The following is a 12,995-nucleotide window of genomic DNA, read 5'->3' on the forward strand; positions in this document are numbered from 1 at the left end:
TACGGCAGATCTTGTCGTAAATGTCCATCAATTTCTGTAGTAACAATCCCAACAACACTAACTTCAAATATGCCTGATCTCCAAGTTGATTCTGCCAAACTCTATGAACCGCTGACAGGAATCTATCGTAAGTTGTCAGGATTAGAACAGCAGATGATCCAAGTATTTGCGATCGCCTATGAGCCTATCAATCGCAGCGTATATTTTGATTGTTTGCTTCAGCTTGGACTTAAAGACAAGGAAAATAAGCATTTTACTGGCATCAGTTTAAAGGTATACATAGATCGCTTTGTAAAATTAAATTTACTCACTCAAGACCGCTCTCAAGGGACGCAATGCAATACCTATTTGATGGATATTGCATTACGCGATGTTGTTCGATCAGGGAATTTCGAGAAGATTGTCAATGCGATCGAATTGCAACTCCCTGTACCATCTTATGGAAGAACCGATTCACGCACTTTCAGGAGTGAGTCGCAGTTTATTCGTGAAGTGAGGATTGGGATTTATCGCCAAGATATAAAGTTTGTCACCAAGCAGTTTGAGGACTTCTATCGCTATGGCTATTCCCAGCAAAAAATCACCTTAGATGCGATTTTGTATCAAGCCTGTTGTAATCCCTTTGACTCTGAGTGGTTCCAGACCTTAAATATCGAGTTTTATGAAATCGCTTTAGCCACAATTTTGACCAATGGAATGCTGAAGCTGAAGTCTACGGATGCGGCTCTGACGATCCTGCGGCAGGAGTTTCAAGCGGAAGGCGATCGCTGCACTGATCCGCTACTACTAGTTTTGATGGAGCAGAGTTTATTGCGGGCTGATTTGCAAACCGCTCAAGAAGCATATAATCGCCTATCTAGCGACTACAAAAATGCTGGAGATGCCTTATTAGCTTGGCTGCATTTTCTAAAAGGAGATCGCGAGATGGCGATCTCGCAATTTCGGCAATCGCTGAAGATGATCAAAAAAGCCACAGGCAAGCGTCAAGTCTACTTTAGTGGTGAACCTGGGCTATTTTTTATATTAGGGCTGATTCAGGAAGGCACTGCTGAGAGTATGCGCGAAGCTGAAGGCTATACGGCGATTATGGCAAAGCAAACAAACCATTGGTTACAAGTTACCTACAGCAGACTGCAAAAGGTTTTGAAGTTTCAACTGGGTGATATTCCCCAAAAGGATCTTCTCAGCAGTGAATATATCCAAAATCACACCGAGAGCCATTGTCTCGAAGCATTTTTTAGTGCGCTCTGTCTCTATTGGGTAAATCCTGAGAAATCCAGAATTGAATTACCCAGAATTCTTGAGCCATTGCTTAAACAATCGGTTAATGCTGAATATCATTGGATGTCAATGGAAACAGCAGAGCTATTGGGAGAACTGGCGACCAATTCTATTCATCAAAAACATGCTCAAAAATTAAGACAAGTCAATCAAATCTCCTCAATTGTTAATTTGATTCGTCCTCAAGAAACATGGGAACTGAGCCTAAATGCTCTACTGAATCTTAGCAAGTCGCCCCAAGAACAACCAAAATCAGTCAATACTTCACCACAGCGTCTGGTATGGTTTATTACTTTTAATAAAGGTTTATGTACGATCCAGCCGAGAGAACAGAAAATCAATGCTAAGGGCGTATGGAGTGCAGGGCGAAATATTGCGGTGAAGCGACTAAAAGAGTCTGTGCATGAGTTTCCCTATATGACTCCACAGGACATTGTTGTATGTTCCCATGTGCAAGTTTATTCCTATCATGGATATTATGGACAGAGCCAATATGAATTTGACGAAGATACTATCTGTGCCCTAGTTGGACATCCCTTAGTGTTTTGGGAAGATTCACCGACTACTCGTGTCGATATTGCTAAAGGTGAGCCAGAGCTATTGGTCAAGGCGGGAAAAGGAGATCGCCTAATTTTAGAATTTTCGCCGCAATTAAAGGATGGGCAGAATTTTGTCGTCACCAAGGAAAGCCCCACTCGCCTAAAAGTAACACAGGTAAATGAATCTCATCGCCGCATCACCGAAATCATTGGCAGAAAAAATCGCCTCGAAATTCCCGTGGCAGCCAAGGATAAAGTTCTCGCCGCCATTCATGGCATCTCTTCGATTGTGACAGTGCATTCGGATATTGGGGGTGGTGTAAGTGATGCTGAAGAAGTTCCATCGGATAGCAAACCCCATGTACATATTTTGCCGGCAGGGAATGGACTGAAGGTGGCTATATTAGCGCGTCCCTTTGCTAATGCAGGTGCATACTATCGCCCAGGGGCAGGCGGTACAACGGTGCTAGCAGAAATCGATGGTAAGCGGTTGCAAGCAACTCGCAATTTAAAAGAAGAGAAAAAACTTGCCAATGAAGCGATCGCAGCTTGTCTGACACTAGAAAGTTTTGAAGAGCATGAGAGCGAATGGACGATTGACGATCCTGAATTTTGTTTGGAATTATTACTGGAACTACAAGCATTAGGCGATCGCATAGTCTTGGAATGGCCAGAAGGCGAGAAGATGAAAATTAGTCATCGGGCTGGCTTTGGTGATTTCAGGATGTCGATCAACCAAAGCCGTGATTGGTTTTCGGCTGAAGGCGAATTACGCTTAGGCGATGACAAAGTGCTAGATATGCAGCGACTATTAGAACTGCTAGATAAAACCCCTAGTCGTTTTATTCCCCTTGGCGATGGTCAGTTTATTGCTTTAACTCAACAGTTTCGCAATCGTCTCGATGAATTTCGCCGTCTATCCGAAAAACATGGCAAAGGGACAAGATTCCATCCTCTAGCCGCATTAGCTCTTGAAGATTTTGTCGATGAAATCGACGATCTTAAAGCCGATAAGCATTGGAAAGCTCATGTCAAAAGAATCAAGGAGATGCGGAGCTTTGAGCCTCAGCTACCATCGACATTGCTTGCCGATTTACGAGATTACCAAATTGATGGCTTTGCTTGGTTAGCAAGGCTGGCTCATTGGGGTGTTGGTGCTTGCTTAGCTGATGACATGGGCTTAGGCAAAACTTTGCAATCCCTAGCCTTGATTCTTACTCGCGCCCCACATGGTCCAACGATGATTGTCGCACCAACTTCTGTTTGTATGAACTGGATCGGTGAAGCCGCCAAATTTGCGCCTACATTAAATGTGATTGTGTTTGGTACAGGCGATCGCCAAAAGGTGCTGGACAATCTCCAGCCCTTTGATATGGTGATTTGTAGCTATGGATTGCTCCAACAAGAAGAAGTTGGTGAAATGCTTGCCAAAGTCCAATGGCAAACAGTTGTCCTTGATGAGGCGCAAGCAATTAAGAATACTGCTACAAAGCGATCGCAAGCAGCAATGAATCTCCAAAGCGGTTTCAAACTAATCACCACTGGCACGCCAATCGAGAACCATCTCGGCGAACTGTGGAATCTATTTCGGTTTATTAACCCAGGGCTACTGGGTTCCCTTGACAATTTCAATACTAATTATGCTAACCCCATCGAGCGATCTCAGGACAAAGAAGCCCGAAACCAACTCAAAAAGTTAATTCAGCCCTTCATCCTCCGTCGTACCAAAAATCAAGTACTGCAAGAGCTACCATCGCGCACGGAAGTAACTCTGCAAGTGGAACTCACTAAAGAGGAACTTGCCTTTTATGAGGCTCTCCGTCGAGAGGCAGTCGCAAAATTAACCAGTACTGAGGCAAATGCAGGACAAAAGCATCTACAAGTTCTCGCCGAAATCATGAAATTGCGTCGCGCCTGCTGTAATACCAAGCTGGTTAGACCCGATATTCCTTTACCGAGTTCTAAGCTTCAGCTTTTCGGTGAAGTCGTTAGCGAGCTTCTGGACAATAAGCACAAGGCTCTAGTATTCAGCCAATTTGTCGATCATCTACATATCATTCGCGATTATCTAGATTCCAAAAAAATTAGCTATCAATATCTCGATGGCAGCACTCCCGCTAAAGACCGCAAAAAGCGCGTAGAAGCTTTCCAAGCGGGTGAAGGTGATGTCTTCCTAATTAGCCTCAAAGCTGGCGGCACTGGTTTAAATCTCACGGCTGCGGATTATGTGATTCACATGGACCCTTGGTGGAATCCTGCGGTCGAAGATCAAGCTAGCGATCGCGCCCACCGCATCGGTCAAAAGCGCCCTGTCACGATTTATCGACTTGTAGCTAAGGGAACGATCGAGGAGAAGATTGTCGATCTGCACACTCATAAGCGCGATCTTGCCGATAGCTTGCTGGAAGGTACAGATATGAGCGGCAAGGTGACGACTGATGCATTGCTGCAATTGATTAATGAGATTTAGGTTAACTGAGATCTTGCAGCATTCCTAATTTGCGCTATCAACAGAATTTAAGAGATCGCCAGATTGCTATTTTTGTTTTGCTTTCTACCTCTTGTCAAAAAATTCGGATACAGACTGATAAAGCTTGTGGTGTCATCAATGTAATTAAACTTGGTGATTATGTTGAAATTTCTATCTAATTTGCATTGTGATAATTACAAGGAGTTTTTAAATTGTATTAACGTATCTACCAAAAGCAGCGATCGCACTACAAGATCAGCGATCGCACTACTTTCCGAAGTAAAAAATGATATAATTTACTGAAATTACTGCTGTTTTTTCCTATGAAAGGCATTGAATATATCATAGATGATCAAGGAGAGAAGACTGCCGTTGTCATTAATTTGGAGCAATGGGGTAAGGAATGGGAAACGTTTTATAATCTTCTCTTGAAGCAATCATTTCCTTCTGAAAGTTGGGTGCATGAAGATTCTTTCTCTAAGAAACTAGATAAAGCTCTACAATGGAATCATAATCATCCCTCTCAGTTATCGAATCTCGACTCATTAGAAGCTCAATTATTGAATAATGAGTAGAATTTTACTCGATCTAAACAACCCTATTTTTCAGCAAGACTTGTTTGTTTTGCAGAAATCTGAGGCTCTTGCTGCCTTAAAAATTCTCAGGAAAGTTTCTCAGTTGACTTGGGAGCAATTGTACAAAGATCAAGGCTTAAAATGGGAATTGATTCGTTCTAAGCAAGGAAAAATGGTGAAAAACTCTATAGTTTGAGAATTACTCAAAAATGTCGAGCCGTTGCTGTGCGGGAAGGTGATTATCTAAGATTTTTATCCTTGCATTCCGATCATGATTCAGCCTATTGAGCAATCAGCGATCGCACTACAAAATTGGCGATCGCATTCATCCTAAATCTTCTAGCTTCTCAGAATGGGATGGACATTATTTGATTAACCCATTCTTCAGCAGTAGAGGCTTCCCAAATGAGGATAAGTGCATCAATTGCGTCACTAACTGGCAATTTCCGGGAAAGAATCACAACCCCTGAACTGTTTTTTGAGCAGTTTTTAACTTCTGATGTAGAAGTGGATTCTTTTGTCTACAGGACTTTTGCAATTTCTCAAATTCCTCCTCACCTTTCTTGAGATATGCGTCAATTAATTCGCGGCTGCCAAGATAAAAGGCGATCGCTCCATAAACCTGTTCTAGTGAAAGTAATGGAAAGTCTTGGGCAATGCTTTCAGGTGACTTACCATTCAAAAAGGCATAAACAACTGAATCAAGAGAAATACGTGTTCCTTCGATCCAGTATCCTCGATCGCGTTGTTCGATATATCGTTTTGCTAAGGTTGATGTTGCGGTCATAAAGTTTTTGGCTACTCTTTATGTAACTATTTTAAGCGATCGCTTCGCCCCATCATCAGCCAAGTAATTACGATTTTTTTCAACCCGCCCAACTCGATCCGAGATCGCACTCAAGAAATTTGAAATAAATAACCAATCCCGTAGCGTGCGTTAGCGGAGCGTAATGCACAAACAGTTATCATTAAAGTTCGTTATATTGCATTAACGCACCTTACAAGATCGGCGATCGCTCAGTTTTCAAAAGTATTTGATCAAGCGATTGCACTATTATATTTGCAGTCAGAAACATCTCGAAGGAATAGTGAAATCGTGAATAGCACATCTAAGATCTACAAGGCGACCATTGATAAGGCTTGGCTTGATTCATTACCAAACGAAGATCGCATATTTTTCTTGACCCTAGCTCATATTCTTAATGAGATTAACGGTTTTTACAAACTTTTATACTGGACATCAGATATTTCTTCTAAAAGTGACCTTATAGTCCTAGGGCAGCTTACATTTTCTAGAATAGCAGTCATAACACTTGTCGGAAAGCTTAAGGAAGCTAATGCGTTCTTAAATCACTATATAAAGGAAAATGAAAGTTTTGAAAAATATAAAAAAAAGATGTCTCAGGAAGGTATAGATGCGATATCCAACATCCATAATTACTTTGATAAGAGAAATAAGAACTTTATGGATGTTGTCCGCAATCTTGCCTTTCATTATCCCAATCCAAAAAATGAACATAATCAAAGAACTGTGGATGATGGATTTTCTAGTGTACTTCCAGAAGAACTCACTCTATATCTAGGAAAAGACGGTTCTTCTAATGATCTCTACTATTTTGCTGAGGCTGCTTTTGCTCATAGTCTATATAAGTTAGTGGATGACTCAGATGTTATTTCATCTATGAGAAAGCTTGAGAAAGAGTCCATGAAAGTTGGAAGATGGTTTAGACAGTTTGGACATGCGTTCATAGTTGCTTTTTTGAACGAGCATGGAAAACCTGTATGGAAAGAATTAGCGGAAGAGGTTGAGTTGCCACCTCTCGAATCATTCTCTGATATTCAGATCCCTTGGTTTACTGATACGCAAGAATTAGTAGATTTAGAGTAGAGTGAGTTACTCCATCAAACTATGCAAAAGTGAAAGATATTGTCAATATCATGGGAGCGTATAACGTACAAAAAACATCAAACAAGATCAGATTTCATCAGGATTGATGCCAAGCGATTGCAGATATGCGGCAAGTTTTTCTTTCTCCTGACGCTCCTGTTGCGAAATTAATTTTGCTTGCTCAGCGATCGCCTTTTTGATTATTCAGAGATATCTCCGAAGCGATCGCGGTATTTTTGTAATAACGCCTCAGCCTTCGCAGCTCGTTCGTCACCTGTGAGCAACAAATTACCCGACTCGTTCCACCAACGTAACCAATACAAACCAGATTCCTGTTTAAGTCCGATCTCTACTCCCATTGGAGCAATTGAATAATGTCCGCGATCATTAGGTTGCATTTTTACATACCTGCGATCAATTAGGTGATAGACCTCAATTAAAGCTTTACTAGCCTCAAAAATGACATAAAAAGGAATACCGATCGCCTGCTCGTAAACCCAGAACTTTCCTGCTTTTTCACCTTCATGAGGGGATGTATAGTCTCTCTCTTCCTTACCACTACCAGATACAAACTCAATCGCAATTAAAGGAACAACAAATTCTTTCCACAATACATAGGAACGCCGAAACTCTCCATCCAGAAGTGGTGGTACATTGGGGACATAAAACCAATCAGGTGCTTCGGCTCCCTTTTCTGGAGGCTCGGTTATCCGCCAATAAATACCACTATCTTGACCAATACAATAGCGTCCATCGGGATGTAGTTTCTGTAAAATCGGTTCGATGGAACTCGTTAAAACAATGCTTTGCGGATGTTCTTGAAAATTCTTCACGAAAGTACCATCAGACTCTGGTAGTTGAGTATGATCAGGGATGTTGATGTTGGCTAATTTAACTACATTTGGGTTAGCTGTTGGCACAAGTGTTTGAGTACTTTCCATCGCAATACCGAGATACACATTATTTAACTTTAACATAATCAAAATATGTCGATTGCTAAAGCTTATAGGATATTGATGCGCTAGTCAGAGTCTTTTAGGTAATTGTCATTCAAAATAAAAAGATACAAAAAGATATTTTTATTTACATATATAATAATTTTTTAAAGATGCCACCAGCAAAAACATCACACCCAACTTAAAAACTTGCCATGTCTCTAAGTACTCAAAATGAAAGCACACCACATCATGTTGTTATTATTGGCGGTGGGTTTGGGGGACTATATGCCGCCCAAAAGCTAGGTAAATCAAAGGTTCCCGTTAAAGTCACCCTCATCGATAAACGTAACTTTCACCTCTTCCAGCCGCTACTTTACCAAGTCGCCACAGGCAGCCTCTCCCCCGCCGATATCGCCTCACCATTGCGGGCAGTCCTCGCCGAAAACAAAAATACCAGCGTCGTTATGGGCGAAGTGCTAGATATCGATCCCCAAGCGCAGGTAGTTAAATTAAAAAATCACTTAGATATAAGCTATGACTCGCTGATCGTTGCCACGGGAGTCAGTCACCATTACTTTGGTAACGATCAATGGTCAGAGCAAGCCCCTGGATTAAAAACCATTGAAGATGCGATTAATATGCGTCGCCGCATTCTGAGCGCCTTTGAAGCAGCCGAAAAGACCCATGACCCCAAGTTTAAAGAGGCATTGATGAACTTCGTAGTCATCGGTGGGGGGCCAACAGGCGTAGAACTTGCGGGAACCTTAGCCGAGCTTGCCCATCGCACGCTCAGTGATGAATTTACGAATATTGATACCAAGAAAGCGCGAATCATCTTAATTGAAGGAACCGATCGCGTATTGCCTCCATACCATGCCGATCTCTCAGAAGCAGCGAAGCAGTCCCTGATTAAATTGGGCGTAGAAGTCAAGACTAGCGCCATGGTTACCAACATCGAAGAGCATGTCGTTACCCTCAAATGTGGCGATCAAGTGGAGCAAATTAAGGCACAAACCATTCTCTGGGCAGCGGGTGTGAAGGCTTCACCAATGGGTAAAGTATTAGGAGATCGCGTTAATGCCGAATTAGATCGAGTTGGTCGCGTGGTTGTCCAGCCTGATATGTCAATCGCTAGTTATCCCAATATCTATGTCATCGGTGACTTAGCAAATTATCCACACCAAGGCGATCGCCCACTTCCGGGAGTTGCGCCCGTTGCCATGCAGCAGGGTGAATATGTCGCTCATCATATCGAGGCGAGGGTACAGCAAAAGGAAACTGCAAAATTCAAGTATCTAGATTTTGGCAGCCTCGCCGTAATTGGTCGTCATGAAGCGGTTGTAGACTTCAAGTTCTTGCGCCTCAAAGGTTGGCTAGCATGGTTTATCTGGACATTTGTGCATGTTTACTATCTGATTGAATTTGACAATAAACTGATTGTAATGATCCAATGGGGATGGAACTACTTCACCCATCGTCGCGGCGCGAGAATTATCACTGGTAGATACTTGCAAGTATTAGAAGAAATGGAAGGAATCCGTGCAGGTGGGCTTTCTCTAGAAACAAGGGAACCAGCCGAGGTTGCCTAACTAAAATCCACTGACCAATTGTAGGCAGTGGATTTTAGTAATCTAAAGTAATCTATCCATGAAATAAATTACTTCATAAACAAGCGAGCTATATATTTTAGAGCTTTTTTAAGGTCATTCCCAATAAACTCACTATTTCCTTGACTGTATTGATTTAAGGATTCAGCGAATAGATTGCATCCTAGATTGACATCAACATCACAACGTCTAAGTCCTCTAGGAGAAATCCATTCAAAATCAAACTTTCTTCTAGCTATGTCTTCGGCTGCTGAGATATAGGCTAGAGCAATAAATGCATCTTGTCCGTTAAGCCCAATATTCGGAATCTCTTTATTAGCCCGTGAACGAGATTCTGCAATATTTCTCTTAACTTTTTCTTCAATTGATTTTGAAAGCATAACATTCCCCCCTTATCTCACTTTTATAGTGGATAATCTACTTTTGTAAGATAGACAATAAAATGAATCTAGACATCTATCTAAAGATAGGCTTTTTATTCCCAAAACCTTAACCTTTAATGTAATCACAAAAATTAAGACTTAATCCTTTGATTAGCTAAAGTCTCTTCATAAAATTAATTTTAGCTAAATACACAGACTTGTCAAATATTTTCTTAAACAAATAGAGGAGGTGCTAAGCACCTCCTCTATTTGTTTAGACTTCACCCATTGCTACCATTTGGATTGCACGGGGCATAGCGGGATCGAAACCTCCCATATCCCAAGAATTTGGATCTTTGGGATCGACTAGCGAGAGTTGATAGGGAGACAAGGTCACATAGATTGCCTTCGCATTAGCGTTCACCTTGCGGCGATATTCAGCCAAGGCTTCGCTAGGATGACGACGACCTGCCCAAGATTCCGAATCAGTCCAGAAGCAGAACACATCCGCATAGAACTTATTCTTAATCGCCCAATCGTATGCCACCGACGCATCCGTACCACCGAAGTTTTGGTTCGATGCTTTCTGCATTGCCGATGTGAAGGAATCTTTTTTCGTGATTCCCAAATCGCGGAAGTCGGTCGCAAACCCACGAATCGCATAGTTGGTTTCCGCCTTCACAGTCGCTAAAGCCATCGTTGCCGCAATTTCGCAGCAGGTCAAGCCAATGGAACTGACAGTGTAGTAAGCCATCGAACCCGACACATCGATCGCATGGAGGAAAGTCGCACCTGTAGGCGCGATCGCATCGAAGGACATTTCCAGAGCAGTTTCTAGAATATCGACAATGCGAGGAATTGCTTCCCAAGTCTTTTGGCTGCGTCCGAGCGCACCACCCGACTGATAGGTCTTGAGAGCTTTCAAAACGTCAATGGGGTGAATGCGTCCTTTCTTCAGGCGATCACGATTGTTTAATACATTGGCAACACGCTTCAAGTTATCCTTGTTTTTTGCAGTCAAGACACCAAGTTCGGTCAAAGAACCAAGGTTCCGCAATAGCGCACCGATGGGCATTTCGTTAAAGAGCAACTGCCATGCACGCACATCCATCTGTCCGATGGGAGCCGCCATTTCATGGGTGAGTTTACCCTTCGCGATCGCTTCATGGGTCTTGTCAGGGTGACGCTTCAGCCATTCATACCACCAGATTTGCGCCAGAGCATCCGATGGAAATTGGGTCGGAAGTTCATCCCAACCCTTGACCACCCATTGATAGAGCGCTTGTTGATCGTCAGTTTCAGGCTTAACATGAAACAAACGCAACGCATCACGGTGCGAGAAGCCTTGCCGTTGTTGGTACTTCAGCAATTGATAGGCGAGCGCCTTGGTGTCGGGATTGGAGAGCCATGCCTTACCGCTTTCCCGAATGACTTTCCCGAAGCCACGCATGGACTTGGTGTAGTTCATCCATTCATAGAAGTGGCTACCCGTGCGGACAACTTGGGGAAAGATTTCCATGAAGTTCCGTTTCGCTGCTTGGCTATCACCCATTGATAGCAAGACTAGAGCCAGAATGGGAGCGCTGTTATTCACCGCACGACCATCGCTAGCATAGAGAATTTCGCTCTTCGCGCGATCGGCATCTTCTGCAACACACATCTGCACTGTATCGATGAAATCAGCGGACAGTTCGTGTTTGCCCGCGTAGTAGGTGCTTTGAGACGTACCAATCAGCAAGCAACGCCGCAACATGCGCCAGATACCCGCATCAAAGGCAAAGCCACCCGATCGCCCTTGGATCATTTCGGCTTCACGACCTGCGATCGCTTGGGTTTGAGGAGTACCAGTGGGTTTCTGGAATAAGAATTTATAAGACATGACATTCTCCGTCCCGTAAGGGAAAAGTTAAAGAGAACTTCCTTCGCCTCGACCAAAGAGAAGGAATCGGCAGAGTAGGACTCGAACCTACAAGATCTTGCGATCGCTTGATCCTAGATAACCCTCTACAGTTCGGTCTTTACAGACAAGGGTTCCCATAAAGGCATTAAATCAAGTGCGGTTACCAATTTTCGCCACCTGCCGAGAATTTGAACAACTAAAAGCTAAGCGCTATAAGCTAAAAGCTTTTAGAGTGGGTGGAATGGGACTCGAACCCACATCTCGCGACATAAAGGGGGGGATCGTTAGAAGCGATAACCTTAAGTCTGCGTCCCTTGCGGGTAAAAGTGTGTTCTACCAGTTGAACTATCCACCCCAAGATTTGGGATAAACTCCCAATTGACGGAGAGGGACTCGAACCCTCGACACTTGGCGTTTCAGGCGATAACCCTAAATCTGCGACCTTTGCAGGTAAGTGACGAAAAAGGATGTTTTCAATGCTCTACCACTGAGCTACCCGTCAATATTTAGCGAATTGTAATTTCGCCGTAGGCGAAATTACAGTTATTAGAAGGTTTGATTTGTGAATAGATGCCACCTGCGAACAAGCAGCACCTATCTGGAGCAATAACCCTGAATGCTTCAGCCCATATAGGCAAGTCAGTGCATAAAGGAATTCAGCAGTTCGCGAGGCTGCATCTCCTTTCCCAATTGCTACACAATTACTCAAGTAGTACTTGTAACATCAATCAGGTTAGGCGTTCTACGCGCTTGAACTACATCGTACTACATTTATACTACATGCACTACAAGAATGCAATAGCGATCGCAAATTTATTTAGCTAATTTTTTTGGCACTGGTCGGTTAAGACGTGAGGGAAGTAAAGCCTCGCAATGATAGCAACTCCAGCTATGGCGATCGGTCGATGATATAGTCCGATCGCCATAGCTGGAGTCTTGTTTTTCCCTAAGCCCACATGAGGTCTCACCCAGTTGTGAACTAATTACTGTCCATCCTTTTGACTCTGAGGGGGGAGGTTCTCGCCAACGCGAGTGTAAACCTCATCTCCCTCGACTGTTATATCTGCTCCTGCTGGGGCAGGGGGACTCCATTGCTGTGACTGGGATGCTAATTTTTGCTCCCATCTCATGATACTTGTGTGGTATTTTTCTAGCACTCTTCCACTGGCTCTGATTCTCATCCCCTCTGTCCTCATCTTGAGTGCAAAGGAAACCACATTTGCTGGCGTTCTCAGCCTTGACATTGCGGTTCCTGTTCGTTCGTTGAACCGTTTGCTGCATCCTTTGCATAAATAATTCTGGATAGCTTTGCCGTCTTGGTGGCAATCCTTGCCATTCTTGACTATCTTTTGGTTTTGGCAGTGTGGACATTCCATGCCTTTCTCCTTGACTCTGCCTCTTTATTTTACATCTCACGTCTTAACTGACCAGTGCC

8 protein-coding genes, 2 tRNA genes and 2 pseudogenes are annotated in these 12,995 nt (G+C 43.2%); 5 read left to right on the forward strand and 7 right to left on the reverse strand.

The features are described from left to right. Positions 1-69 precede the first annotated feature (69 nt). From APA_RS05565 to APA_RS05575, 3 genes and pseudogenes are all read left to right on the forward strand, one after another. On the forward strand, positions 70-4,290 hold the full coding sequence (locus tag APA_RS05565) for a DEAD/DEAH box helicase (RefSeq protein WP_201321321.1): 4,221 nt from the start codon (positions 70-72) through the stop codon (positions 4,288-4,290). 323 nt (positions 4,291-4,613) lie between these two features. Beyond that, a complete protein-coding gene (locus APA_RS05570; RefSeq protein ID WP_201321322.1) occupies positions 4,614-4,865 on the forward strand; it encodes a hypothetical protein in 252 nt (83 codons plus the stop codon). Next, positions 4,858-5,153: pseudogene (locus APA_RS05575) on the forward strand (hypothetical protein). Before APA_RS05570 ends, APA_RS05575 begins: the two are co-directional and overlap by 8 nt. A 169-nt stretch (positions 5,154-5,322) precedes the next feature. Here APA_RS05575 and APA_RS05580 read toward each other — a convergent pair. Then, positions 5,323-5,652, reverse strand: a complete 330-nt coding sequence (locus APA_RS05580) for a DUF433 domain-containing protein (protein WP_201321324.1) — start codon at positions 5,650-5,652, stop codon at positions 5,323-5,325. 309 nt (positions 5,653-5,961) lie between these two features. Here APA_RS05580 and APA_RS05585 point away from each other — a divergent pair, with 309 nt between their 5' ends. After that, positions 5,962-6,753 (forward strand): hypothetical protein, encoded by a 792-nt coding sequence (locus tag APA_RS05585; RefSeq protein WP_201321325.1) that lies wholly within the window; start codon positions 5,962-5,964, stop codon positions 6,751-6,753. Positions 6,754-6,953: 200 nt separating this feature from the next. On the opposite strand, the gene APA_RS05590 is transcribed toward APA_RS05585, so the two are convergent. Further along, a complete protein-coding gene (locus APA_RS05590; RefSeq protein ID WP_374101346.1) occupies positions 6,954-7,694 on the reverse strand; it encodes a Uma2 family endonuclease in 741 nt (246 codons plus the stop codon). A gap of 209 nt (positions 7,695-7,903) precedes the next feature. Between APA_RS05590 and APA_RS05595 the strand changes: the two genes are divergently transcribed. After that, positions 7,904-9,280 carry an NAD(P)/FAD-dependent oxidoreductase gene (locus APA_RS05595; protein ID WP_201321326.1) on the forward strand — a complete coding sequence of 459 codons (1,377 nt, stop codon included), beginning with the start codon at positions 7,904-7,906 and terminating at the stop codon, positions 9,278-9,280. A gap of 68 nt (positions 9,281-9,348) precedes the next feature. On the opposite strand, the gene APA_RS05600 is transcribed toward APA_RS05595, so the two are convergent. The 5 genes and pseudogenes from APA_RS05600 to APA_RS05620 form a co-directional block, all read right to left on the reverse strand. Next, on the reverse strand, positions 9,349-9,678 hold the full coding sequence (locus tag APA_RS05600; protein WP_201321327.1) for a hypothetical protein: 330 nt from the start codon (positions 9,676-9,678) through the stop codon (positions 9,349-9,351). A 256-nt stretch (positions 9,679-9,934) separates the two neighbouring features. Further along, positions 9,935-11,539 (reverse strand): TROVE domain-containing protein, encoded by a 1,605-nt coding sequence (locus APA_RS05605; protein WP_201321328.1) that lies wholly within the window; start codon positions 11,537-11,539, stop codon positions 9,935-9,937. Between the two features lie 66 nt (positions 11,540-11,605). After that, positions 11,606-11,743: transfer RNA gene (locus APA_RS05610), tRNA-OTHER, on the reverse strand. A 195-nt stretch (positions 11,744-11,938) separates the two neighbouring features. Next, positions 11,939-12,062: transfer RNA gene (locus tag APA_RS05615), tRNA-OTHER, on the reverse strand. A 482-nt stretch (positions 12,063-12,544) separates the two neighbouring features. Further along, positions 12,545-12,936: pseudogene (locus APA_RS05620) on the reverse strand (IS1 family transposase); the annotation flags it as partial. Positions 12,937-12,995 lie beyond the last annotated feature (59 nt).

It is taken from the genome of Pseudanabaena sp. lw0831, from assembly GCF_016584665.1.
In the GTDB taxonomy this organism is placed as follows: Bacteria; Cyanobacteriota; Cyanobacteriia; order Pseudanabaenales; family Pseudanabaenaceae; genus Pseudanabaena.

Bases quoted from the DNA above. Each gene is read 5' to 3' on its own strand.
- APA_RS05600 (WP_201321327.1), bottom strand. From the start codon at position 9,678: ATGCTTTCAAAATCAATTGAAGAAAAAGTTAAGAGAAATATTGCAGAA.
- APA_RS05590 (WP_374101346.1), bottom strand. From the start codon at position 7,694: ATGGAAAGTACTCAAACACTTGTGCCAACAGCTAACCCAAATGTAGTT.
- APA_RS05570 (WP_201321322.1), top strand. From the start codon at position 4,614: ATGAAAGGCATTGAATATATCATAGATGATCAAGGAGAGAAGACTGCC.
- APA_RS05580 (WP_201321324.1), bottom strand. From the start codon at position 5,652: ATGACCGCAACATCAACCTTAGCAAAACGATATATCGAACAACGCGAT.
- APA_RS05565 (WP_201321321.1), top strand. From the start codon at position 70: ATGCCTGATCTCCAAGTTGATTCTGCCAAACTCTATGAACCGCTGACA.
- APA_RS05595 (WP_201321326.1), top strand. From the start codon at position 7,904: ATGTCTCTAAGTACTCAAAATGAAAGCACACCACATCATGTTGTTATT.
- APA_RS05605 (WP_201321328.1), bottom strand. From the start codon at position 11,539: ATGTCTTATAAATTCTTATTCCAGAAACCCACTGGTACTCCTCAAACC.